The organism is Aeromicrobium fastidiosum, assembly GCF_017876595.1.
GTDB lineage: Bacteria > Actinomycetota > Actinomycetes > Propionibacteriales > Nocardioidaceae > Aeromicrobium > Aeromicrobium fastidiosum.
Genome location: NZ_JAGIOG010000001.1, coordinates 985191 through 1010196, shown reverse-complemented (window position 1 = coordinate 1010196; position 25006 = coordinate 985191). Strand labels below are relative to the sequence as shown.

The 25006-nt window shown below is 70.7% G+C and carries 19 protein-coding genes and 1 riboswitch; of the genes, 8 read left to right on the top strand and 11 right to left on the bottom strand.

The genetic code is table 11. The features are described from left to right. Window positions 1-1518 (bottom strand): hypothetical protein, encoded by a 1518-nt coding sequence (locus JOF40_RS04970; protein WP_129180658.1) that lies wholly within the window; start codon window positions 1516-1518, stop codon window positions 1-3. Here JOF40_RS04970 and JOF40_RS04965 point away from each other — a divergent pair. Continuing rightward, the gene (locus JOF40_RS04965) at window positions 1517-2179 is read left to right on the top strand and encodes a DedA family protein (RefSeq protein ID WP_129180656.1); all 663 of its coding nucleotides are present in this window, start codon (window positions 1517-1519) and stop codon (window positions 2177-2179) included. The two genes, JOF40_RS04970 and JOF40_RS04965, sit on opposite strands and share 2 nt — an antisense overlap. A gap of 6 nt (window positions 2180-2185) precedes the next feature. On the opposite strand, the gene JOF40_RS04960 is transcribed toward JOF40_RS04965, so the two are convergent. Then, complete coding sequence (locus JOF40_RS04960) at window positions 2186-2680, bottom strand: DUF3592 domain-containing protein (RefSeq protein WP_129180654.1); 495 nt, start codon at window positions 2678-2680, stop codon at window positions 2186-2188. A 113-nt stretch (window positions 2681-2793) separates the two neighbouring features. Here JOF40_RS04960 and JOF40_RS04955 point away from each other — a divergent pair, with 113 nt between their 5' ends. Then, window positions 2794-3501, top strand: coding sequence for a DUF3558 domain-containing protein (locus JOF40_RS04955; protein WP_188111682.1), 708 nt, complete (start codon window positions 2794-2796; stop codon window positions 3499-3501). Window positions 3502-3510: 9 nt separating this feature from the next. After that, window positions 3511-4095, top strand: a complete 585-nt coding sequence (locus JOF40_RS04950; protein WP_129180652.1) for a hypothetical protein — start codon at window positions 3511-3513, stop codon at window positions 4093-4095. A gap of 12 nt (window positions 4096-4107) precedes the next feature. Here JOF40_RS04950 and JOF40_RS04945 read toward each other — a convergent pair whose 3' ends face one another. The 4 genes from JOF40_RS04945 to JOF40_RS04930 are packed head-to-tail and all read right to left on the bottom strand — an operon-like array spanning window position 4108 to window position 8002. Then, window positions 4108-6105, bottom strand: coding sequence for an ABC transporter ATP-binding protein (locus JOF40_RS04945; protein WP_209674387.1), 1998 nt, complete (start codon window positions 6103-6105; stop codon window positions 4108-4110). A gap of 4 nt (window positions 6106-6109) precedes the next feature. Continuing rightward, window positions 6110-6418, bottom strand: a complete 309-nt coding sequence (locus JOF40_RS04940; protein WP_129180651.1) for a YbaY family lipoprotein — start codon at window positions 6416-6418, stop codon at window positions 6110-6112. Between the two features lie 9 nt (window positions 6419-6427). After that, window positions 6428-7267, bottom strand: a complete 840-nt coding sequence (locus JOF40_RS04935) for an SDR family oxidoreductase (protein ID WP_129180649.1) — start codon at window positions 7265-7267, stop codon at window positions 6428-6430. A gap of 15 nt (window positions 7268-7282) precedes the next feature. Next, window positions 7283-8002 carry a DUF4184 family protein gene (locus tag JOF40_RS04930; protein WP_129180647.1) on the bottom strand — a complete coding sequence of 240 codons (720 nt, stop codon included), beginning with the start codon at window positions 8000-8002 and terminating at the stop codon, window positions 7283-7285. A 130-nt stretch (window positions 8003-8132) separates the two neighbouring features. Between JOF40_RS04930 and JOF40_RS04925 the strand changes: the two genes are divergently transcribed. Both JOF40_RS04925 and JOF40_RS04920 read left to right on the top strand, forming a co-directional pair. Then, window positions 8133-10643 carry a LuxR C-terminal-related transcriptional regulator gene (locus JOF40_RS04925; RefSeq protein ID WP_129180646.1) on the top strand — a complete coding sequence of 837 codons (2511 nt, stop codon included), beginning with the start codon at window positions 8133-8135 and terminating at the stop codon, window positions 10641-10643. 130 nt (window positions 10644-10773) lie between these two features. After that, entirely contained in the window at window positions 10774-16974 is a 6201-nt protein-coding gene (locus JOF40_RS04920; RefSeq protein ID WP_129180644.1) for a DUF5979 domain-containing protein, read from the top strand. Window positions 16975-17031: 57 nt separating this feature from the next. Here JOF40_RS04920 and JOF40_RS04915 read toward each other — a convergent pair whose 3' ends face one another. The 5 genes from JOF40_RS04915 to JOF40_RS04895 all read right to left on the bottom strand — a co-directional run bounded on the left by JOF40_RS04915 (window position 17032) and on the right by JOF40_RS04895 (window position 22332). Beyond that, window positions 17032-18627: a sigma-70 family RNA polymerase sigma factor gene (locus JOF40_RS04915; RefSeq protein WP_129180642.1), complete on the bottom strand. Its 1596-nt coding sequence runs from the start codon at window positions 18625-18627 to the stop codon at window positions 17032-17034. A 165-nt stretch (window positions 18628-18792) separates the two neighbouring features. Further along, window positions 18793-21024: a heavy metal translocating P-type ATPase gene (locus JOF40_RS04910; RefSeq protein ID WP_129180641.1), complete on the bottom strand. Its 2232-nt coding sequence runs from the start codon at window positions 21022-21024 to the stop codon at window positions 18793-18795. After that, window positions 21021-21233: a heavy-metal-associated domain-containing protein gene (locus tag JOF40_RS04905; protein WP_129180639.1), complete on the bottom strand. Its 213-nt coding sequence runs from the start codon at window positions 21231-21233 to the stop codon at window positions 21021-21023. The genes JOF40_RS04910 and JOF40_RS04905 overlap by 4 nt, the downstream gene beginning before the upstream one ends. A gap of 11 nt (window positions 21234-21244) precedes the next feature. Next, entirely contained in the window at window positions 21245-21529 is a 285-nt protein-coding gene (locus JOF40_RS04900) for a metal-sensitive transcriptional regulator (protein ID WP_129180637.1), read from the bottom strand. Window positions 21530-21558: 29 nt separating this feature from the next. Next, entirely contained in the window at window positions 21559-22332 is a 774-nt protein-coding gene (locus JOF40_RS04895) for an amidohydrolase family protein (RefSeq protein ID WP_129180635.1), read from the bottom strand. Between the two features lie 83 nt (window positions 22333-22415). On the opposite strand from JOF40_RS04895, the gene JOF40_RS04890 reads away from it, so the two are divergent. The 3 genes from JOF40_RS04890 to JOF40_RS04880 are packed head-to-tail and all read left to right on the top strand — an operon-like array spanning window position 22416 to window position 24851. Continuing rightward, window positions 22416-23123 (top strand): GntR family transcriptional regulator, encoded by a 708-nt coding sequence (locus JOF40_RS04890; protein ID WP_129180633.1) that lies wholly within the window; start codon window positions 22416-22418, stop codon window positions 23121-23123. Continuing rightward, window positions 23120-24394 (top strand): SLC13 family permease, encoded by a 1275-nt coding sequence (locus tag JOF40_RS04885; protein ID WP_129180631.1) that lies wholly within the window; start codon window positions 23120-23122, stop codon window positions 24392-24394. The genes JOF40_RS04890 and JOF40_RS04885 overlap by 4 nt, the downstream gene beginning before the upstream one ends. Before the next feature lie 19 nt (window positions 24395-24413). Then, window positions 24414-24851 (top strand): PaaI family thioesterase, encoded by a 438-nt coding sequence (locus JOF40_RS04880; protein WP_129180629.1) that lies wholly within the window; start codon window positions 24414-24416, stop codon window positions 24849-24851. Between the two features lie 18 nt (window positions 24852-24869). Beyond that, a riboswitch (ZMP/ZTP riboswitch) is annotated at window positions 24870-24969 on the top strand. Window positions 24970-25006: the final 37 nt, after the last annotated feature.

The window sequence follows — 25006 nt, the reverse complement described above, 5'->3', positions numbered from 1 at the left end:
CTACTGATACGTCACGAGGTCGGGGTGGGGCTTGACCTCGCGCCACGTCTCGCGGGCGTTGAGCATCGGCGAGTCCTCGTCGACGAAGTTCTTCCAGCCCCATCCCACGCCCGCCGGGGCGTTGCGGCGCAGCACTTGCCACGTGTCCTGCTTGGCCCCCTGGGGCCCCGACCCGTCGACGTGGATGACGGTGGCGAGCTCGGGCCGGGTCGTGTCGAGGCTGCTGCGATTCTTGATCATCGAGAGCGAGAACTGGTGCAGCACGAAGATCTTCTGGGGCAGCGCCTTCTCACGGGTGAGGTCGGCGAGCCAGGCGGAGGTGCGGTTGATCTCGGCCGCGGTGACCGAGCCGATCTGCACGAGGTGCTTCTGCTTCTTCTTGAGCCGCCACTCGGGATCGAGCGCGAGTCCGACGTGAGGACGTTCGAGCAGTGACTGGTACCGCCTGGCCTGGGTCAGGAAGTCGGTGCGGCCGGGCTGCAGGTCGAGGACGACGTAGATGCCGGCCTTCTCGGCGGCGTCGACCAGCGGCAGCAGCTTCTTGACCGATGTCTCGGTGGAGTAGTCCTTGTCCTTGCCGGCCGACGACGAGGCGACGGTCGCGATGATCTCGAACATCGGCACGAACGTCGACGAGCTGACCCGTCGGTACTTGCGAGCCAGCCGCTCGACACGCTTGACGGACGCCCGCACGCCCTGCTCGCCCAGTACCCCGAGCTGCGGTGCCCCGGGGTGCCCGTACATCGCGGTGTACGTGCGGCCGCCGAGCGCGAGGTAGCCACCGGTCGGCTGCTGGATGTCGCGGCGGACGACCTCGAGCGGGTAGGCGACGTGCGCGAAGGCCTCCCCGAGCGCGATGACGGGCTGCTGCGGGTGCTCGGCCAAGTAGGCGGCGGCCTCGGGGTTGCGGCGCGGGTCGGCGTCCGCGAGCTCGATGACGTGGGCACCCGCGGTGCGGGCGTTGGCGACGGCGACGGCATTGGCCTGTTCCGACCGGGTCAGCACGATCGCGTCGAGCGTGCGGGACGGTGCTGGCTCGTCGCCGCGCAGGGACGCCACCTCGGCGGCAGCCTGTGCGTCGTCGACCGGCACGGCCCGAGCGCCGGGCACGGCCTGGGTGCGTCCGAACGTGAGCACCTGCGTCGCCCCGAGGCGCGTGAGCTCGGTCGGTGCCTCCGGGGTGTCGACCAGCACCGGCACGCCGAGGCCCACCGCCGTGGCGGTGGCCACGCGCTGCGCCTCCGGGTCGGCGGCGTCGGCGAGCACCGCGATCGGGGACGCCGAGAACAGCCGCCGGGAGATCTCAGTGGGTGCCTGGACGGTCGAGACGGGACGGATCACGTCGACCGGCTCGGAAGGGTCACGCGTCTGCGTCGAGGTCGGCACGTCACGCCCGTCCGCCCGCTGCGGCGTCGGTGCCGAGGAGTCGCGGCCGACCACGACTGCGGTCACGAGGAGAGCCGCGGCCACGGCGCAGCAGATCAAGGTCACCCGATTGAGCCCGGAAGATACGCTCATGCCCGTGACCCTACTGACCGTCCTTGCCTCGTCCACGTCGGGAGTTCCCGATTCCGGGCTCGCAGGCTTCGTCGCCGATGTCATGGGGTCCGTCGGTCTCGTGGGCGTCGGACTGATCCTCGCGGTCGAGACGATCCTGCCGTTCCTGCCCAGCGAGGTGGCCCTTCCACTGGCCGGTTTCAGCGCCAATCGCGGCGACTTCGGTCTCGTGCCGGTCATCATCTCCGCAACGGTCGGATCGGTCGGCGGGGCGCTGGTCCTCTACTGGATCTCGCTCAAGTTCGGCCTCGACCGCACCCGCGCCGTGCTGTCGAAGGTCCCCTTCGTCACCGAGCACGACATCGACAAGGGTGTGGCCTGGTTCGCGCGCAACGACGCCAAGGCGGTGTTCTGGGGACGCATGGTGCCCGGCATCCGCAGCCTCATCTCGATCCCCGCAGGCGTCGAGCGGATGTCGCTGCGCCGGTTCCTGATCTACACGACCGCGGGCAGCCTGATCTGGAACGTCATCTGGATCGTGTCGGGCTACCAGCTGGGCGAGAACTGGGAGTCGGTCGAGAAGTACGGCAACGTCCTGAAGTACCTGCTCGTGGCCGCCGTCCTGGCGTTCGTGGCGTGGTTCATCGTCTACAAGCTGAGGTCGCGTCGCGCGCAGGCCTGAGGCGCGTCAGTCGACGGTAGTGCGACGGCGGCGACGCGACACCTCGTCGAACAGCAGGGCGACCGGCACCACGATCACCCCGGCCAGGATGCCGATGCCGACGAGGAGCGTCCTCCACGGCTCGGCGTCTCCGCCACGGTTGCCCGCGAGTCGCGCCGCGGTCGGGTGCTGGGCGACGTACTCGAGACCGATGCGCTGCCCCTCGTCGTACTCCTTGTCGTCGCGGCGCGTCCACACCATCGTCGTGACGTGGCGATCGTCCGAGGTCGTGTAGCGCACCGACATCTGGCTCCACTCCTTGCCCGACGCCTGGGCCGCAGCTGGCGGCATCTCGACGGTGCCCACCACGGGGACGAAGGTGCTGTCGGGATCGTCCAGCGCCGTGGCGTTGCCGTGCTCGGCGATGCCTCCTCGCACCGCGACGACCCCGGCCGTCCCGAAGGCCAGCAGGACGACCGTCAGGACAGCGGTGGTGATCCGACGTCTGCGTCGTGGCTGCATCGTCGACTCCCCTCGAGCGGTTGAGCACCGGTCGTCACGGTACCGGGGGGCGGGTGACGCTGCGGTCACCGTCGTGGCTGCCGCGGTTGTGGGCCCTCTCCTACAGTGGCGGGGTGACTCATTCGGTGATCCGGCGTCTCGTCCCGGTGGCGGCAGCCTCCCTCGTCCTGCTGTCGGCGTGCAGCGGCAGCGACTCCGACGGTTCGGACGGCGGGGACGCTGCGGACCCGACGTCGTCCGCGACGCCGAGCGCCACCGCGTCACCCACGCCGCCTCCGGTCGATGCCGACCAGGTCGCCTGCAAGCTGCTGACCGGCTCCGACCGCACCGAGCTCGCGGGCTCGTCCGTCGACGACATCGTCGCCGCATCGGGTGCCGACGGCAGCAGCCAGTGCCGGTGGCAGGCCGCATCGGCCCTGATCCAGGTCACGACACTGCCTGCCAAGGAGTGGGCCAAGTCGCTGCCGCAGGTCGTCGAGCAGCTCGCGTCGTCGAGCGACGTCGACTCCGCGACCGACAAGAAGGACCTCGCCGCCGCCAAGAAGCTGCTCGCCGGTGCCGCCTCGTTCGACGACCAGCAGGCCTGTGACGCGTTCACGACGCTGGCCGAGCTGGGCGGTGCCAAGAAGGGCACCACGACGACCGTGACGTCGATCCCGATCACCGAGACCGAGTCGGGCATCTCCGGTCAGACCTGCGTCGACGGCGACCTGACGTCGGTGCTCTACTCGGTCCCGGGGCTCAAGCAGACCGACGCGGTCGACGCGACCGTCACGACGATCCTCGAGCGGGCCCAGAAGCGTCTGGCCGCCGCCCAGTAGTCTGCTCGCATGCCGACCACCGATGTCCTGACAAAGGGCGTCGCGGCCCTCGGCGTGCTGCTGGTCGTGGGTGGATGTGGTGGTGGTGGCACGCGCGGAGTGCTGACCGAGGACGACGTCCCGCGCGTCGAGTCGGTGGCAGACACCTTCGAGGGGATCGGCGTCGCGCCCTGCTCGCGACTCACGATCGCCGAGCGGAGGATCAGGCTCGACAACGGCTCGGCCGACCGAGACCGCCGGCTGATCCTGCACAGCAACGAGGTGGTGGGCTCCAGCGCCAACGGGGTCGACCGCCGCTTCGCCGATGCGGCCGCCGCCCTCGCGCTGGTCGACTCCGCGATCGACTACTGCTCGAGCCGCGAGCCGCTGCCCAGCACGACCGTCGAGCGACTGGATGGTCTGCCGGCTGCTGCGTACGGCTACCGCGCGACCGTCAGGAGCGTGTCACGCCACATGGTGCTGACCCGGGTGTTCGCGCCGCACGGCGACGAGGTCGTGATCGTCAGCACGCGCGGCACCGGGGACGATCGACCGACCGTCGACGCCGTCGACCTGCTGCCGACGGCGCTCGAACGGGCCGACGAGCTCGACTGAGCCAGGCCGGAGCTACAGCGACACGTCGGCGCGGCGACCGTCACGGTCGGTGCGGTCGCAGTGCATCGTGCCGTCGGAGTAGCGGACGCCGTCGGTGAACCGCGCCTCGATCTGACCCGAGCCGAACTGCTCGACGTAGAGCCGCGAGTAGAGCCCGCCGCGGGCCAGCAGCTCGTCGTGGGTTCCCTGCTCGACCAGGTGCCCGTCCTCGAGGCCGAAGATGACATCGGCGTTGTGGATCGTCGACAGGCGGTGCGCGATCGCGATCGTCGTGCGGTTGTGGGTCGCGCGCTCCAGCGCGTCCTGCACGAGCCGCTCGGTCTCGGTGTCGAGGGCCGACGTGGCCTCGTCGAGGATCAGGATGCGCGGGTCCATCAAGAGCACCCGGGCGATCGCGAGGCGCTGCTTCTCACCGCCGCTGAGCCGGTAGCCGCGCTCGCCCGTGATGGTCTCGTAGCCGTCGGCGAACGACAGGATGCGGTCGTGGATGTTGGCGTCGCGCGCGGCCTGCTCGATCTCGTCGGCGCTAGCGTCGGGCTTGGCGTAGGCGATGTTGTCGCGGATCGAGCCGTGGAACAGGTACGGCTCCTGCGTCACCATGCCGACCGCCTCGGCGACCGAGCCCATCGTCAGGTCACGGACGTCGGTGCCGTCGATCAGCACGGCACCCGTGTCGACATCGTAGAACCGCGGCACGAGGTACGTCATGGTCGTCTTGCCCGACCCGGACGGGCCGACGATCGCGGCGAGCTGGCCGGGCTCGACCTTGAGCGAGATGCCGTCGAGCGCCCAGCCCTGCTCGGGTGCCGGCTCGGTGCGGTCGATGCGCACGCCGGTGTCGCCGAAGCGGTCGCGCGACACGGTGCCGCTCAGGCTGCGCGGCTCGGGGTAGCGGAAGAACACGTCGCGGAACTCGATCTCGCCCCGCAGCCGCTGCGGGTCGAGCGCGACGGCACCGGGACGCTCGGTGATCGCGGGCTCGAGGTCGAGGTATTCGAACAGCCGCCGGAACAGGGCGAGCGACGTCTGCACGTCGAGCGAGACCCGCATGAGCTGCAGCAGCGGCATCTGCAGCCGGGCCTGCAGCGTCGTGAACGCGACGAGCGTGCCGGCGGTCAGGGCGCCGGAGCCCTGCAGGAGCGTGCCGGCGACGAGGTAGATCAGTGCGGGCGTGATCGCGAAGAACGTCTGCACGGTCGCGAAGAACGCCCGACCCGTCATGGCCTGGTCGACCTGCAGCCGGGTCTGCTCGCGGTTGGCCTGGCGGTAGCGGTCGACCTCGGAGTCGGCCCGGTTGAAGACCTTCGACAGCAGGATGCCCGAGACGCTGAGCGCCTCCTCGGTGATCGCGGTCATCTCGGACAGCGACTCCTGCGTGCGCCGGGCGAGTCGCTGGCGGCGCTTGCCGACCTGCAGCTGGATGTAGACGAACAGCGGCATCAGCACGAGGGTCAACAGGGTCAGCTGCCACGACAGGATCACCATCGACACGAAGGCGGCGATGACCGTGACGCTGTTCTGCAGGATCGACGTCGCGGTATCGGTGAGCACGGTGCGGACGCCCGCGACGTCGTTGGCCAGGCGCGACTGGATGGCACCGGTCTTGGTGGCGGTGAAGAACGCCAGCTCCATCTTCTGCAGGTGGGCGAACAGATCGCTGCGCAGATCGGCCATCGCGGAGTTGCCGATCGTCGACGTCAGCCAGTTCTGACCGATGCCGATGAGGGCCGTGACGATCGGGATGGCGCACATCCCCACGACCAGCCAGGCCAGGAGGTGGGTGCGGACAACGCCGTCCGGCGGGAACAGCGCATCGTCGAAGACCGCCTTGGTCAGGAACGGGACGACCGAGGTCAGGGCCGCGGAGACGACCACCGCGACGGCGACGAACGCCATCTTGGTGCGGTAGGGCTTGAGCATCAGGGCGATGCGGCGCAGGATCGGAGCGCCCCCGGCGTGCAGCTCCGCCTCGCTCAGGTGCGTGACGGTCGGTCCGCCCCCGCGTGGCACCCGGTCAGTCCTCGATCTTGGTCAGCAGCACGGCGTTGGCCTCGGAGGCGACGGGGACGAGCTCGGGCGTGCCCCACACCCCGGTCTCGCTGCGCAGTGCGGCCCAGATGAACAGCGTGTCGGGATCGGGTGCGAGGGCCGGATCGGCCGACAGCGCGAACTCGGTCGGCAGCGCGACGGACTCGATCGCCGTGCCGGCCAGCACCTCGCCCTCGCCGTCGACGAGCTTGATCGTGGCGATCGCGCCCGGCGGGAGCGAGATGCGCTCGCGGACGTAGACGGTGCCGGTGACGGTCAGGAGCTGGGAAGACATGGCTACAGGCTAGAGCCCGGCCTCGGCGATCGCCTCGTCGAAGGACGTGGCCGGCCGTCCGAGCAGACGCTCGACGTCGCCGCTGACGTGCTCGAGCTCGCCGTCGCGGATCGCGGTGTAGGTGCTGACCCAGGCATCGACCTGCCAGTCGGGTGCGCCGAAGTGGGCGCGGCTGGCACGCGCCTCCTCGAGGGTCTCGTCGACGAAGCGGAACGGACGTCCCGTGATGCGGCTCGTGATCGCGGCGACGTCGTCGAAGGTCAGGGCCTCGGGGCCGGTCAGGTCGTACGTGCGACCGACGTGGTCGCGGGGGTCCTGCAGCACGTGGGCGACGACCGCTCCGACGTCGCGCTGCGACACGGCTGCGACGCGTCCGGTGCCGGCGGGTCCGCGGATCACGCCCTGGTCGTCGGCGAACATCGGCAGGATCTCGGCGTAGAAGTTGTCGCGCACGAACGTCCAGTCGAGCCCGGACGCGCGGATGTGCTCCTCGGTCGCTCCGTGGTCGCGGCCGAGCGTGAAGCCGGATGTCGTGGAGGCTCCGACGAACGACAGGTAGACGATCTGCCGCACGCCGGCCTGCGCCGCCGCGTCGACGAAGGAGCGGTGCTGGTCGAGCCGGTCGGCCGCCTCGTGCCCCGACACCATGAAGACCGTGTCGACGCCCTCGAGTGCTGCGACGCATCCGGCGTCGCCGTAGGAGGCCTGCCGCACGTCGGCCCCCGACAGGTGTGGTGCCCTGGCGGCGTCACGCACCAGCAGCCGCACGGGGACTCCGGCGTCGGCGAGCAGGTGGGCAGCGGTGCCGCCGACGGCTCCGGTCGAGCCGGTGAGGGCGATGATCGTCATGCCGGGTGCAACTGCCTACGGCCGGCGGGCATTCCACACCAGGCTGACCACGACCAGGCCGAGGGTGAGGACGATCAAGGAGTCGACGACGCCGTTGAACGCCAGGAGGTCCAGCGCGGCCGGTGCAGTGCGCAGGGCGGAGAAGACTCCCGCCGCGGCGGCAAGACCCACGACGGCCGGCAGCGTCGCTGCCGGGAGACGGCGAGCGGGCCGGTCGACGTCGGGCGGCCCGGCCGACCGCAGGTGCGCGAGCACGGCACCCGCGACGATCGCGAGCCCGATGACACCCGAGGCGTACTGCGCCCACTGATGGCCGGCCAGCCCGGCGTGATCGGCCTGCAGCCACCCCACCTGGCGGACGCCCCACCGTCCCGGATGGGTGAACGCGTCCCACACGACGTGCGTGGCCGAGCCGAGGCATGCCGCCACGGGCAGGAGGAGGAGCTGCCGGCGGTCGAGCCGGGCACGGGGCGGCAGGCGGAGCCGCACGGCGTCGGGAGCCAGGTCGACGAGCGCGTCGCGCACGACGACGAACCAGACGGCGACGACGCCGACCGTCAGGAGCAGGTCGATCGTGACGACCCCCGTCCACGCATGGGTCGCGGAGTAGCCGGCGCTCGACCCGAGGAACAGCGGCACGTCGGGCACCATCGAGGCGATGACCATGACCGAGGCCGGCAGCCCGAGTCGGCGCAGCGGCAGCACCGCGGCGGGATGGCTCAGGGTCAGCGGCACCCGCAGAGCCTACTGAGGCGGGGGCGACGAGGGCGAGGAAGAAAGTCTGTCGGGCGTCCATCATGATGGGGCCATGAGGACGTCTCCATCGGGATGACAATCACCGACGGACAACACTCAGGAGGTCGACATGGGACTCCCACGCATCGATGAGAAGGCGATTCGTCGTCCGCGACTCCTGGCCCGGCTCGACGAGCTGCCGGCGCTGACCCTCGTGCGGGGTCCGATCGGCTCCGGCAAGACGACGCTCGCCGCTCAGTGGGCGTCAGAGGCTCGAGCCGCCGGGCACGAGGTGTTGTGGCTCGACGGCACGGTCGACACCCCCGCCACGGTGGTCGAGGCGCTGGCCGAGGTGGCAGGTGCCGTCGTGCCGGTCGGTTCGTCGACCGAGGAGGCGCTGGCCGGTCTCACGCCCCGGCTGCGGCGGCTCTCCAGTCCCCTCGTGTTGGTCATCGACGCCTTCGACCCGCTGGCCGATGAGCTCGGCGAACCGCTCATGTCGCTGCTGCGCCGCTGCCGGTCGATCCACGCCGTCATGTGCGTCCGGGGACGTCACGACTTCGTCTGGCATGCCGTCGCCGGCGCGGGCTACCGGCTGATCGCGATGGACGAGCTGGCGTTCACCGCCGACGAGCTCGTGACGATGGCGTCGGCCCAGGGGATCCGCGCCGACGACCAGACCGTCGAGGAGATCCTGCAGGGCACCGCCGGGCTCGCCGCGTTCATCCGCGTCGGCATGCAGGCACGCCGCGACGAGACGGTCGGCAGCTGGTGGTCATGGGGCAATGTCCGCGACTTCATCCGCGACCAGGTGACGGCCATGGTCGGTGCCGATGCCGTGGCGGCGGTGAGTGCCGTGACGCAGCTCGGAGGCATCGACATCGACGTGCTCCGGGCCAGTCTCGGCCCCGAGCACCGGCAGCTGGTGGACGCGGTGCAGGGGCTCGGCGTGGTCGAGCGTCGCAGGGAGTCCGACAGGCTGCACCTCTCGGTGCCCCCCGTCGTCGTCGAGGCACTGCGTGGGACGCACCACGTGGACGGCGACCGCTACCTGGCGTCCCTGCAGGACAGCGTGATCGGCGAGCTCGAGCGCCTCGGTCGCGTGATGGACGCCGTCGACCTCGCCCGGCGGGCGGGCCGGCACGAGGCCCTCGTGGGTCTGGTCAAGCGGCACTGGTGGGACATCGCGGCCGAGGACGTCGCGATCTTGGCCGAGGCGCTGACGGAGATCCCGAACGAGCTGCTCGAGCCACGTTCGGCGCTCATGCGGCATCTGGCCGAGCTCATCCCCGACCGGGTGGCCGACCAGCAGCTCGAGCCCATCGACACGATCCCGGTCGACGACGACGAGCTGCGGGCGCGTGCCGCCGATCCCGATGCCACGGTGCTGCTCGACGGCATCATGATCGCGTTGATGGCCGCCCGGTTCCGCGGTGAGCGTGCCGCGGCGCGCGAGGAGGTCCGGCGCGGGATGCTCATGGTCGCGGCGATGGCGCACGAGACCCAGCACGACCTCCCCGCCAGCATCCGACGGTTCTTCGTCCAGGCCGGTCTGATGCACCTGCTCGATCTCGATCTGACCGCTGCCGAGCTCGCCTTCCGTCGCGGCTACGGTCCCGACCGGCACGAGTCGCCCGACGTCCTGCGGCGCGAGGCCGCCAACAAGCTGGCGCTGGTGAGTGCCCTGCGGGGAGACCACACCACGACGCGAGCCTGGCTGCACCGGTCCGACGCGATCGACCCGCCCACGGGGTGGCTGACCCCCAACATCGAGGCACCCCGTCGGGTGGCCGAGGCGATCATGGCGCTCGACCGTCTCGACCGGGCCGAGGCCGAACGTCACATGGCTGAGCTGTCGGCCACGATCTCGACCGACGAGCTGTGGTTCCTCGAGCTCACGGTGCGTGCGGCGGCAGCGCTGCTGTGGGACGGGGGCCACGTCGTGCTGCACGAGATCCAGCTGGCCCGGGCTGAACGAGGCCACCTGATGACAGAGGGGACGCTCGCGCAGGCCCAGCTCAACGCGTGGGAGGCCACCCTGCACATGGCGCTCGGTCACGGCACCCGGGCGGAGACGCTGCTGGCCGAGCACGGTGGCGCCTTCCGCACCAGGACCGTCCGCGCCCGGCTGCTGCACCTGTCGGGACGTTCGCGCGAGGCGCTGGGACTGCTGGCCTCGATCACCCAGACCCCGCACGACTTCACCCGCGTGCGGGCCGAGGCGCTGCTCCTCACCGCGCAGGTCCACCACGAGCTGGGCGACGCCGAGGTCGCGCGCACCTATCTGGCGGGCGCGGCGGTGCACGCTGAGCTCGTCTCGACCTTCGCGTCGGTGTCGCGGTCGGTGCTCGACGAGCACGTCGAGGCGGTACCTGCCCTGCGAGCCGTCCTCGACGAGATCGACAGCCGGGAGCCGGTCGCCGGCTACCCGGAAGCCCTCGAGGTCGTCGTGCTCACCGAGAGGGAGCGTCAGCTGCTCGAGCTGCTGCCCACCCCGCAGTCGCGTGACTCCATCGCCCGGAGCCTGTTCGTCTCGACCAACACGATCAAGACCCAGCTGCAGGCCCTGTACCGCAAGCTCGGCGTCAAGACCCGGGACGACGTCGTCGCCCGCGCGTACGAGCTCGGCCTGCTGCGCTGAATCTCCCCGCGCGCACGATCACCCTCTGATTCACCCGTTACGGGCGTAATGGAGACCAGCTGTTCCCGTCTACTGGCACACGGCATCGCCGTCGGCCAGTTCAGCACGACCATCTTGGGAGCAGCAGCACATGAGTTCAGCGCGCCACCGCACGCGTCAGCAGCACCGCACGTCGATCAGGTCAGGAGTGGTTCTCGCGACGTTGTTCGCGCTGCTGCTGCCGGTCATCCCGGCCCAGGCTGATCCAGTGCCGGTGCCTTCTCCGTCACCTGAGACGACGGCCACCGCGACGCCCGAGCCGTCCCCGGCACCGACGAAGAAGACGGACCCGACGGAGAAGAATGACCAGAAGGCCGACCGCGCTCCCGTCGCCGCGGCCGCCGACTCGGCCCAGGTCGGGGTCGTCAAGAGCAACAACCTCGACGGCAAGACCCTCAAGCCGGGCGACGACTTCGCCTACGAGCTGACGGTCGAGTGCTCGAGCCTGGTCACCGACTGCGTCAACGAGACGTTCACCGACGTGCTCCCCGAGGGCCTGACGGTCACGAACCTGCCGCCGTCGACCTCGACTCGCACCGTCACGTTCGACCAGACGACCCGCAAGCTCACGGTCGTGTTCAAGCAGGCCTTGCAGGACCCGGTCGGCGAGGTCGGTCTGCGCGCCGGCGGCACCGTCAACTTCGAGATCGGCATGCGGCTGCCGGCCGACACCGCGCTGCTGGACGGCACGGAGATCGCCAACACCGCCGACGTCACGGCCGACAACGCCACGCCCAAGGACGACACCAACGTCGTCACGGTCGAGGTGCCGCGGGTCGTGCGCCCCGTCGCGACCAAGACGTGGACCGACGGCTCGGCCGTCGCCGGCCTGGGCGAGGCCAGCACCGTGACGCTCGGCGTGCGCAACGCGTCGTCGAGCTCGGCGAAGGTCACCGATCTGAGCATTGTCGACCAGACCGCGACGACGTTCGAGCACTTCGACCTGACGGGGCTCGAGCTGAAGCGCTTCCCGGCCGGTGCGAACCGCGCCGTGCTCTCGGTCAAGACCGGTGGCGGCTGGGTCGACGCGGCAGCCGTCAGCTCCACCGGCGCGCTGGGCCTGCCCTCGGGCGTCTCGGCCTCCGACGTGACGGCTGTCCGCGTCGTCTTCACCGACGTCGACGGCGGGGTGCTGCCGTACGACGCGACAGGTGGCAGCGTCGAGATGGGGCTCGTGCTCCGCGACACGACGCGGTCGGACGACGCACCGATGCGACCGACGACCAAGATCGCGGTCAACAACTGCGCCGAGCCAGCGGCCGAGGACGCCGACTCCGGGACCGTCACCGGCGCCGACGCGTGCCACAGCTACGACATCCTGCCCGACACCCTCGTGCTCGGATCGTCCAAGACGTACTTCGCCGACACCGACAAGGACTTCACGAGGGAGAACGGCGAGTACGCCGTCATCGGCCGCGACTCGCGCGTCTCGGCCAAGGTCGACGTGAGCAACAAGTCGCCGTTCGAGCTCTCCTCGATCGTCATCACCGAGCCGGACCCGACCAGCACGTCGAGCGAGCTGGAGAAGCTCGACATCGACACCGTCCGCCTGCGCCTGCCTGCGGGCGCGGCCAAGGCCGCCCTCACGGTCACGTACGCCGACGGCACCGTCAGGTCCGAGGACCACACCACCGGCGTGACGCTCGCCGTCGCGAAGACCGGCACCCGCGTCGTCGGGGTCCAGGTCACCTACACGGGACGTGACGGCGATCCGACGATCGACGAGGGCGCCGTGGCCGGTCTCGACCTGAGCGGACACCTCAACAGCCTCGTCACGTCGGCGGACCTGCCGAACGGCTCGAGCCCCCACGTCGTCAACTGCGCGGGCTACCAGGGCTCCGCGGGTCGAACCGACGGCACCGGCACGGCGTCCGGCACGGCCTGCGCCAACCTTACGGTCGAGCTGCCCCGCAACGGATCGACCGGCGTCAAGACGGTCGGCCAGACCTCGGTGCCCGAGGGCCAGCCGATCCCCTTCGGACTGAAGGTCACCAACAACGGCAACCTGCCGCTCGTCGACCCCGTCATCTCCGATCCGCCGACGGGCGTCGACGGCCGGCCCGACCCGACGCGTCCCAACCCGTTCACGACGTTGCGAATCACCAGCGCGAAGGTCTCGGCGACGGGTCTGCCGCCTGTCGCGATCGAGCTGTACGACCCGACCGTGACCGCCTGGGTCGCCTACGACGCGTCCGATGCCGCTCTGCTCGAGCGCGCGCAGGGCGTCCGTGCCGCCATGAACGGCGAGCTCGCGCCGACACAGGGGTTCACCCTCGACCTCGTGACGCAGCGTCGCGCGGGGACGGCGGACGCCGTGAAGATCCTCAACTGCTTCACGACCAGCGCGGACGGCTACGTGGCCGACGACCCGGCCTGCTCGCCCGAGATCACGACCGGCCCCGTCTCCGACGCCGCGTCGATCAACAAGTCGATCACCCCGGGCGACCTGCCGGCGTACGTCCCGGGCCTGCCGCGGCAGTACGCGACGGTCGAGCTCTCGGCGACCAACACGGGCAACCTGAGCATGTCGACCCTGCGGCTGACCGATGCCGACACGGACTTCTTCGACGCCGTGGATTTCGTGGACTTCGGCCAGGTCAAGCTGCCTGCGGGTGCTGACCGGGTGCGCATCGACGCGCTCGTCGCCGGCTCGTGGGTCACCGGCACCGCGGCTGCCAACCCGGCGCTCCCGTCCGGCGTGTCGGCCGCGAGCGTCACGGGCATCCGGGCGACGTTCAGCCACTCCAGCGGTGATCCTCGCATCACGCCGTGCGCCAAGCCCGCCGACTGCGGCGGCGTCCTGAAGCTGCGGGTCAGCCCCCGGCAGTTCCTGCGCAGCGACTCGTCGACGACGATCCCGAGGCACATGGAGAACTCGGCCTCGGCGGAGTTCGTCACGCGACTGCAGGACCCGTCGTCGCCGAAGACCGTCGCGCCGGTGCGCGCGACGCTGAACCTCAACGACGGTGCCGCGCGCCTCGCGGTGCAGAAGACCCCCGACTCGACGATCGCCCCGGGCGACCCGGCACCGTTCAAGCTCAAGGTCACCAACACCGGCACGTCCAACATCACCGATCTGGTGGTCAAGGACGTCCTGCCCGCGGGTCTGCAGCTCGACGAGACGTACGTCGGCGACGGCGGCGAGCCGTTCAGGATCGTCGACACGCAGGTGCCGTCCGGGACTCCCGCCGTCCCCAAGCCCGTGCTGGACGTCGAGCGCGACGGCGGTCGCGTCAGCGGCCTCGCCTTCGACTTCGGCAAGACCGCCGACGGCGACCCGTGGCTGTTCGCTCCCGGAGCGACGCTGACCATCGAGATCCAGGTGCTCCTGGAGCCCGGTGTCGGCTCGGGGCAGGTCATCACCAACACCATGGGAGCGATCGGCAAGGGGCCCAACCTGGCGTGTGACGGCACCTCAGCGACCGACTCGGCGTTCGGCTCGGGCACCTACTGCACCGACACGGCCGCCGTGACGGTGCGCGCAGGTGCCGCCTTCCAGGCCCGCAAGTGGGTCGCCGGCACCGTCAGCCGCGGCTGGTACAACACCCGCACGGCCGAGGCCGTGCCGGTGGGCGACCCCTCGTGCCCCGTGGCGACCGACGCCGCCGGGGTCGAGTACACCGCGCATCCCTGCATCGCGATGGTCGATCCGGGCGACCGGTACGACTACCTGCTGCGGCTCGTCAACGCCGGCACGGAGTCCGCGACCGACATGCGCATCATCGACCGGTTCCCCGCTCCGGGCGACCGCGGCGTGCACGTCGACCAGGCGCGTGGCACCGAGTGGGACAAGCGTCCGACGCTCGCGACGCAGCCGAAGCTGACGGGCAAGGGTGCCTTGACGACCAGCTACACCGACCGGGCCGGTCTGTGCATCGCCGACCTCGACATGGGCGGTGCAGGATCGTCGGCCGCCCAGTGCGCGCCGGGCGACTGGTCGACGCCGTTCGGTCCGGGCGTCACGGCGGCGCAGATGCGCCTCACCTTCGCCACGCCGCTCGAGCCCGCCGAGGGCGTCGACATCACGTTCTCGATGAACACGCCGCTGGACATCGAGCAGGTGTCGGACCCGACGATCGCGTGGAACTCCTACGCGCACGCCGAGACGACGCTGCGTGGTGGACGTCCCCACGTCCTGCCGCGCACCGAGCCGATCAAGGTCGGTGTCGGCCTCGCCTACGGTGCCCTGCACCTGGAGAAGAAGATCGGCGACAACCCGTCGAACCTGCCGCTGGCCGGCCTGACCTTCCCGTTCCACGTGGTCTGCACGATCGACCCCGTCGGCGGCACGGTGCAGACCGTGCTCGACGACACGTATCAGGTCTCGTCGACGACACCCGTCGACGTGACGGGCCTGCCGGCAGGAGCGTCGTGCTCGGTGTCGGAGACCGATGCGAAGGGCGGCATCTCCGACCACCCGGCATCCGATCCGCTGACGATCGCCATCGAGCCGGGCATGGGCCAGGCCTCGGTGCAGACCGCGACGATCACCAACGACTTCGCCGACGCCGAGCTGGCCGTCGAGAAGTCGGTGACCGGCGGAGCGTCCGACTACGCCGCCGCGGAGTTCGACGTGAACCTGTTCTGCTCCTTCGGCGGTGCGCCGCTCGACGGCTTGTCGCCCCAGGCCCTCACGGTGAAGCCGGCGGTCGACGACGGCCGGGTCGTCACGAAGGTCCCGGCCGGCGCGAGCTGCTACGCGGTCGAGACCGACACCGGCAGCGCGACCGCGGTGACGTACGACCCCGCGGGTCCGTCCGCCGATCGTTCGGGCGCGGTGTCGACGACGAGCAAGAAGCGGTCCGTCATCGGTGTCACCAACGAGTTCCGGGCCGGCGGCCTGTCCATCGCCAAGGAGCTCGCTGGCCCCGGTGCGCCGTCGCTGTCGGACGGGCCGTTCACCTTCGCGGTGGCGTGCTCGTTCGACGGCAAGGCCAACGTGTTCACCAAGAACGTGACCCTGACCGGTGACGGAAGCAGCAAACTGGTGACGTCGCCCACGATGACGGGTCTGCCGGTCGGTGCCGTGTGCACCGTCACGGAGACCGACAACGGTGGAGCGGACGAGACCCCGGTCCCCGCGACCGTCACGATCCCCGACGAGGTCGACGGCGAGCCGCAGGTCGTCGTGGCCGGGCTCACCAACGTGTTCTCCGCCGGCACGATCAGCCTGAGCAAGGTGCTGGCCGGTGCGGGTGCCGACAAGACGTACGCGGCCGACGCCGTCTTCACGGTGCAGGTCACGTGCGAGCGCGACGTCGCGAACGTCCGGACGACGGTCTTCTCGGGCCCCGTCCAGATCAAGGGCGGTCAGACGCTGACGATCGAGGGCAGTGACGGCAAGCCCCTGCCGCTCCCGCTGGGCACGCACTGCTTCGGCACCGAGACCGTCACCGGCGGAGCGACCACCGCGGTCGTCGACCACGACTCCTTCGACAAGGGCGTCGTCGTCACGACGTCGAGCGAGGTGCAGAAGCTGGCCCTCACCGCCACCAACAGGTTCGACCTGGGTGCCGTCGCGGTGACCAAGACCGTCGACGGCGCGGGTGCACCGTTCGTCGCCGGCCGGACCTACGCGGTCGAGGTCACGTGCGTCCTGCCGCAGGGCGGTCCGACCCCGACGGTGCTGTTCGCCGGCAAGAAGCTGTCGCTGACCGGCGGTCAGACCCTCAAGGTCGATGATCTGCCGATCGGTGCGCAGTGCTGGGCGGGGGAGAGTGACGGCGGCGGGGCGACCCGCACGACGATCTCGCACGACAGCGCCACCACGCCGGCCACGGTCGTGGCCGACCGGACGGCGGGCATCGAGGTCGTGAACACGTTCGACACCGGCCGGCTGAAGGTCAGCAAGAAGGTCGTCGGACCCGGCGAGGGTCGGTTCAGCTTCACGCTGACCTGCACGACGCCGCGCGGCGACGTGCCCTTGAAGGACTCGGTCGCCCGGTTCACCCTCACGGCAGGCCAGAGCCGGGTCTTCGAGGTGCCGCTGGGTGCCTCGTGCATCGTCAGGGAGGTCGACGTGCCGGACGACGCCGACGTCTCGTACAAGGACTCGACCGGCAAGGGTGATGGCAAGGTCGTCGTCGGGCCGAGCGCCTCGGTGACGGTGACCAACACCTTCGCCGCGGTGCTGAGCGACAACGCCTCCGACCGTCCGGACGCCGATCGCGACGACAACGGCAACGGCATCCTTCCGGGCACAGGAGGCGCGCGGCTCCTGTGGCTGGTCACCGGCCTGGGGCTGGTGCTGGCCGGGGTCGTCGTGACCCGGACCGCACGCCGCCGGGCCTAGCGGCACCGGCACCTGACGCGCCGGCTCCAGGGGGGTCGGCGCGTCAGGGTAGGTGTGTCAGGGCTGGACGTCCTGGACGATCGTGTTGTCGGACGGGACGGGGTCGGTGTTGCCGGGTGCGTCGACCGTGGCGGTGAACGCCATCCCGGCCGTCTGGCCCGTGAGCACCAGGGTGAGGGCGCCGGAGTAGGCCTCGGCGAACGTGCAGACGACCGTCGTCGGTGAGCTGCCTCCGGAGCTGCTGGTGCAGGTGGCACCCGGAGGGTTGGGGTCGAAGCTCCAGCCGCCCGTCGACGTGATGTCGACCGTCAGCACAGGGGCGATGTCGGGCGAGCTGACATCCATCTCGAAGATCCCGGCGTCGCCCGCCACGGTCGTGGCACCCGCGGTCAGCTGCTGGTCGAACGTCGTGCCGGTGGGCGGCTCGGGCTCGGTCGGGGGCGTCGGCTCCGTCGACGGCGTGGGCGGAGTCGGCTGCGTCCCCACGGGGGTCGTCGGGACGCGGGTGGGCGTCCGGGGCACACGGGTCGGCGCGGTGGGGCGTGGCGTGGGGTTGGTCCGCGGCGAGGGATCGTCGGCCGCGCGGGGCTGCTCGGCCCGGGGCACCGGGTCGACGACCGGGGGCCACTGGAGCTCCGGGGCGACCGGCGAGCTGGCCTCGTCGGGGGTGTTCGGCGATTCCGCCGCGGGTGGCTCGACTGCATCCGGAGTCGCGATCGCGGTCGGGGGACGCAGGCTCGCGAGCACCGCGGTGTCGGAGGAGTCGGACGACACCGCAGCGGCGGCCACGACGGTGGCCGCGACGGCAGCCACGGCAGCCCCCGCCGCCACGAGGGATCGCGGGACGCGGGGTCGGCGTGGCCGTCGCGACCGGCCGCCGGGGCGGGTGGAGAGATATGACGTCGCCGCCGCACCGAGCAGGGCGGGTGCGAGGACGGCACCGAGAGCGCTGGTCACGCCGCGCAGGTCGGCCAGCACGGCGGTGCACTGGTGGCACTCGTCGAGGTGGGCCTCGACCTCGCTGTGGGCGCGGGCACCCAGCTGCTCGCGGACGTACGCGGGCAGCCGCTCGCGCGTCTGGCGGCACGCGAGGTCGGACGTCTCGGCGAGGTGGGCCGCGAGGTACGCCTGACGGAGTCCCTCGCGGGCCCGGTAGGAGAGCGCCGCGACGGCCGCGGGCTTGATGCCGAGCAGCCGGCCGACCTCGCCGTGCGACTCGTTCTCGATCGCGGTGTGCCACAGCACCGCCTGCCAGCGCTCGGGAAGCGTCGAGAACGCCTGGGCCAGCAGCGACGACTCCATGCGCAGACCGGCACCGTCATCGGTCGCGGCCCTGCCCTCGACGCCCGTGTAGTCCTCGACCCACACGTAGCGGCTGTCGCGACGGATGCCGTTGACGAAGGCGTTGCGCACCGTGGTCATGATGTAGGCGCGGAAGGCGACCTCGGGGCCGTGGCCGTTGCGGATAGCGGCGAAGACCCGCACGAACGCCTCGGAGGCCAGGTCATCGGCGTCCGAGCGTCCGGCGATCGACACGGCCAGCCGCCAGACGGCTTGGTGGTGTCGGGCGTACAGCTCTCCCGCGGCGCTCTCGTCGCCCCCGCGGTAGCGGCTGATCAGGTCGGCGTCGGCCGCTTCCTGGTCGGTCTGCACGGGCTACTTCCTCTGGCGCTCGGTCGTCCGGGGATCGGCTGCCGACAGTCGGTCGGCCAAATCTCGAGTCTGTCACGGAGCGGCCTTCGCCCTCCAGGTCATCCCGGGCTTTCACCCCCGGTTTCACCCTGGTTGCCGATCGCGCCGCACATGCCTGCTGATATGTCAGGCGTGGGGCGAGAACCGCCGCAGTCGCAGGCTGTTCGTGACGACGAAGACGCTGCTGAAGGCCATCGCGAGACCCGCGATGAGCGGGTTGAGCAGGCCCAGTGCGGCCAGCGGGATCGCCGCGACGTTGTAGGCGAACGCCCAGAACAGGTTGCCCTTGATCGTGCGCAGCGTCGCGCGCGAGAGGCGCACCGCGTCGACGGCCGTGGCGAGGTCGCCCTTCACGAGGGTCAGGTCGGACGCCTCGATCGCCACGTCGGTGCCGGTGCCCATCGCGATGCCGAGATCGGCGGCCGCCAGCGCCGCGGCGTCGTTGACCCCGTCACCCACCATGGCGACGACCCGGCCCTCGGCCTGCAGCTCGTGGACGACCCGCAGCTTGTCGGCCGGCGTGACGTCGGCGATGACGCGGTCGATGCCGACCTCGCGGGCGACGGCGTCGGCGACCGCGGCGCTGTCTCCGGTCAGCAGCACCGGCTCCAGTCCGAGCGACCGCAGGTCGGCGACGGCCTGCGCCGACGTCGGCTTGACGGTGTCGGACACCGTGATCGTGCCGCGCAGCTCGCCGTCCCATGCGACCGCGACGGTGGTGCCGGTCCTCTCGACAGGCTCGAGGGGCGAGGGGCCAGGCTCGAGGGGCGAAGCCGTGATGCCGCGCTCGGCCAGCCACGACGGACGTCCGACGGCCGCGTCACGCCCGCCGACGGCCCCGGTGACCCCGAAGCCGGCGTGGTTGGCGAACGAGCCGACCTCCACGGCGTCCGCGAGCGTCGCCACGGCCCGGGCGATGGGGTGCTCGGAGGCGTGCTCGAGCGATGCCGCGACGAGGCGCAGCTCGTCCTCGTCGACACCCGGCAGCGCGTCGACCGACGAGACCCGCATGGCACCGCTCGTGACCGTGCCGGTCTTGTCGAGCACGACGGTGTCGACCGCACGGGTCGACTCCAGCACCTGGGGGCCCTTGATCAGGATGCCGAGCTGTGCGCCGCGGCCCGTCCCGACCATCAGTGCGGTGGGCGTCGCGAGGCCGAGAGCGCACGGGCAGGCGATGATCAGCACGGCGACTGCCGCGGTGAACGCATCGGTCCACGACGAGCCGGCGGCCACCCAGGCACCGAGCGTCACCAGCGACAGGGCGATGACAGCCGGGACGAACCACGACGACACCCGGTCGGCGAGGCGCTGCACGTCGGCCTTGCCCTCCTGGGCCTCCTCGACGAGCCGGGCCATCTGGGCCAGACGGGTGTCGGCCCCGATCGCTGTCGCGCGCACCACGAGGCGTCCGCCGTGGTTGACGGTGGCACCAGTCACGATGCTGCCGACCGTGACGTCGACAGGCACCGGCTCGCCGGTCAGCATCGACTCGTCGACCGATGACGAGCCGTGCTCGACGACCCCGTCGGTGGCGATCTTCTCGCCGGGACGCACCACGAACCGGTCGTCCGGGTGCAGGTCGGCCAGGGCGACGACCTGCTCCTGACCGTCGCGCAGCACCGTGACGTCACGCACTCCGAGGCTCATGAGGGCGCGCAGCGCGGCGCTCGACCGCGTCTTGGCGCTCGCCTCCAGGTAGTGACCGGCAAGGATGAAGACCGTGACCGCGGAGGCGACCTCGAGGTAGATCTCGTCGTGCCCGGCGCCCGACGCCGGCATCAGCGAGAACTGCATCGTCATGCCGATCATCCCGGCGTCGCCGATCAGCAGGGCCCACAGCGACCAGACGTAGGCGGCACCCACGCCGACGCTCACGAGCGTGTCCATCGTGACCGCGCCGTGCCGGGCGTTGATCCAGGCGGCCCGGTGGAACGGGTACGCGCCCCAGGTGACGACGGGCGTGGCCAGCGCGAGCGCCAACCACTGCCAGCCGTCGAGCTGCCAGGCCGGGACCATCGACAGCAGCACGACCGGCAGCGCCAGGGCAGCCGAGATGCGGAGACGCCGCAGCATCGACCCAGCGCCATGCATCCCCTCGTGCCCGGCCCCGCCCCCTGAGCCGTCTCCGCTCCCTGAGCCCGTCGAAGGGACGCTCGCCGAGTAGCCGGTGCGCGCCACGGTGTCGATGACGCCCTGCACGTCGACGTCCGAGTCGTCGTCGATGCGGACGGTCGCCTTCTCGGTCGCGTAGTTGACCGACGCCTCGACGCCGTCGAGACGGTTGAGCTTCTTCTCGACCCTGGCGGCGCACGAGGTGCACGTCATGCCGGCGATGTCGAGCCTGACGGTGCTCATGCCAGCACGTAGCCGGCCTCGTCGACGGCCTCGGCCACGTCGGCCGGGTCGAGCGGCGCGCTGCTGTGGACGGTCACGTCGGAGGTGCCGCCGGCCGCCAGGTCGATCGTCACCGAGGTGACGCCGTCGAGGGCGGTGAGCTCCTCGGTCACGGCCTGCACGCAGTGCTCGCAGGTCATGCCCGTGACTCGGTAGGTGTGGGTGGTCATGTCGGTCTCCTTCACGAGCGGACGAGACGCGCGATGGCGTCGGACGCTTCCTTGATCTTGAGGTCGGACTCGGAACCACCGGCGCGCGCCGCGGTGACGACGCAGTGGCTCAGGTGCTCGTCGAGCAGCTTGAGCGCGACCGCCTCGAGCGCCTTGGTCGTCGCCGACACCTGGGTCAGCACGTCGATGCAGTAGGTGTCGTCCTCGACCATGCGGGTCAGTCCGCGCACCTGCCCCTCGATGCGCCTGAGCCGCTTGAGGACGGCGATCTTGTCGTCGCTGTATCCGGGTTCCATGGCTCCAGTATACCCCCCGGGGGTAATGGTCAGCCGAGCTGGAAGAGTTCTGCGGCCTGCCGAGGCAGCTGGTCGTCGAACATCGCGTCGCCGACGAGCGAGCGGGCCCATCCGACGAGCGAGGAGACGAGCTGGCCCTCGTGCTGCGTGAACGGCCAGTCCGTGCCGAACACCAGTCGATCGACCAGTCCCGCGTCGACGAGGCTGCGGCCCCGGGCGGTGGCCAGCTCGAGGCCCGACCGGTAGGGCGCTGACACCTTGACCCACACGTGATCGAGTGCGGCGAGTGACGCCACGACACCGGCGTCGGCGGGCCCCGGCAGCCCGAGGTGATCGACGACGACCCGACCCGGCCACGAGACCACATGGGGTGCCAGCTCGGCCCACTGCGTCTCCGTCGCCTGGATCTCGAGGTGCCACCCGAGCGCTGCGAGTCGCCGGGCGGATCTCTGCCAGCTCGACGACGACAGGTCGGGGACGTCGCGGCCGACGAGGTTGAGCCGCACTCCGCGGACGCCGCCGTCGTGCAGCTCGGCCAGATCGGTCGTCGCGGGATCGTCCAGCACCGCGACGCCCCGCAGTCGGTCGGGCGCGCCGGCGATGGCGGCCAGCAGGTACGAGTTGTCGGTGCCGAGGAAGCTCGGCTGCACCAGCACGCCGGAGCCGAACCCGTGATCGTCGAGCATCGCGAGATACGCCTCGGGGGTGGCGTCGTGGTGGGGCTGGTAGCGCCTGCCCGGGGCCATCGGCAGATCGCGCTCGAATACATGCGCATGGGTGTCGACGAGGCGAAGGGGGTTCACGAGTCGAGCGTAGACAGACCGTGAAGACCTGTAAACCTATAAAGGTATGGAGATTTACAGAAAGTTGTGGAAAGGTGTGAGCCGTGACACAGACCGACGACGCCCGCCTGCCGCTCCACGCGCGCACCCACGACGACCTGCTCCGACGCATCAGGGCCGGCGAGTGGCCTCACGACGTCCCGCTGCCGAGCGAGGGCGAGCTGGCTGCTGAGTACGGCATCTCGGTCGGCACGATGCGACGCGTGCTCGGCACCCTCACGTCCGACGGCCTGGTCGAACGTCGTCAGGGGCGCGGCACTTTCGTGCGTCGAGCCGCCTTCGAGCACTCGTTGGCCCGATTCTTCCGGGCTGGCGACCGCGTCCCGGCCAGTCGCATCCTGGACCGTCAGCGGGTCGCCGCACCCGCGGACGTCGCTCATGCCCTGGGATCGTCCGGCGAGGTCCTGCACCTGCTGCGACTGCGCCTGCTGGACGACGAGCCGTACCTCGTCGAGGACATCTGGCTCCCGCTGCCGGCCTTCGAGCCGGTCGCCGTGGCCGCTCTCGACGACCTGGGCGACCTGCTCTACCCCGCCTACGAACGGCTCACGGGGCTCGTCGTGGCGGCTGCCACCGAGGACCTGTCGGTCGTCACGGCATCGGCCGACGACGCCGTCGTCCTCGGTTGCGCCGACGCCTCCCCGCTCGTCCGCGTCGAGCGCTCCGCCAGGTCCGTGACCGGGCAGGTGCTCGAGCACCGCATCTCCCGCGGTCCGGCCTCCCGCTTCCACTACCGAATGGAGATCTCATGAACCCCGAGATCGTGGCCGTCCTCGGCCTCGTCGCCATCTTCGCGATCAGCATGTCGCGAGGCATCAACATGGGCGCGGTCGGACTCGTCACCGCGTTCGTCCTCGGCGTCACCTACTACGACCTCGAGGTCGACGACATCGTCGGCGGCTTCCCGGGCAACCTGTTCGTGACCCTCGTCGGCGTGACGTTCCTGTTCGGGATCGCGCGCGCCAACGGAACGGTCGACCTCATGGTGTCCGGTGCCGTCGCCATGGTCCGGGGGCGTACGGCACTCATCCCCTGGGTCTTCTTCGGGCTCGCCGCGATCATCACGGGCGTGGGTGCCGTCAGCGCTGCCACCAACGCGATCCTGGTGCCGGTCGCGCTGGCCTTCGCCTACCGCTACCGCATCAACCCGCTGCTGCTGGGGCTGTCGGTGCTCAACGGCACCAACGCCGGTGGCTTCTCGCCGATCTCGGTCTACTTCTCGATCGTCGACGGCGTGCTGAAGCAGAACGACATCGCCGTCTCGCCGGGCCCCGTCTTCGCCCTGACCTTCGTCACGAACCTCCTGCTCAACCTCGTCGCGTTCTGGCTGCTCGGCGGCCGGGAGCTGGTCCGCCGAGGTCGCGAGTCCGCCGACGAGCGTCCGGAGAACGGCGGAGGGGTGTCGACGACGACCCGGGTCGACACCCGCTGGGGGGTCATGCAGCTGCTGACGATCGGCAGCGTCGTGGCCCTCGTCGTCCTGGCCCTGACCCTGTCGCTCGACGTCGGTTTCATGGCCCTGACGGCCGCGGTTGTCCTGGCCGCGATCCGGCCCCAGGACTCCTCCGACGCGATGGCGCACATCGGCTGGAACACGGTCCTGCTGATCGGCGGCATGGTCACCTACATCGGGATGCTCCAGACGGCCGGTGTCATCGAGGACCTCGCGCAGACCGTCAGCACCATCAGCGTGCCGCTCGTCGCGGCCCTGACGATCCTGTTCATCGCCGGCGTCGTCTCGGCCTTCGCGTCGACCAACGCGATGTTCGTCGTGCTCGTCCCGCTGGCGGCACCGCTGCTGCTGGGAGGTGAGCTCGGCATGCTCGGGTTCGTCGTCGCCCTGTGCGTGGCGGCCTCGGCGGTCGACTCGAGCCCGTTCTCGACAGGTGGAGCGCTGGTCATCGCCAACGGCGAGGAGCAGGATCGCGACCGGCTCTTCCGCGGCCTGATGTTCTGGGGAGCGAGCATGATCGTGGTCGCCCCGCTCTTCGCCTGGCTGGCCTTCGTCGTGCTGTGGCCGTGAGCAGCCCTAGGGTGAGTGCATGACTCAGATCCCCGGACTCGACGGTGTGCTGGGCGTCGAGCACGTCGAGGCAGGTCCCGACAAGGTCGTCGCGCGGTTCACGATCGGCGAGGCGCACCTCCAGCCCTTCGGCATCCCGCACGGCGGTGTCTACTGCGCGGTGCACGAGTCGACCGCCAGCACCGCCGGCATGATCTGGCTCAACACGACGGGCCAGGGGGTCGTGGTCGGCACCAACAACTCCACCGACTTCCTCCGCCAGGGCAAGGTCGGCGACGTCATCACCGTCACGGCGACGCCCATCCACCGAGGCCGCAGCCAGCAGCTGTGGCACCTCGACTCCGTCGACCAGGACGGCCGGCTGATGGCGCAGGGCCAGGTGCGCCTGGCCAATCTCGATCGCGAGCTGCCGCCCGAGGCGCGGGCCGCCTTCGCGCTGGGCGACAAGGACGCCTGAGAGTCCCGCTAGACTGGGGCAAGCAGCCGCAACTGGCGTTGAGGTGGATACCACCGGGGAGCGACTGCTGAGCACGATGCACACCGTGACATCGGGACCGTTCGCCTGGGCCCCACGTCAGCCGAGTTCCGCTGACTGGAGACACCAGAGATGAT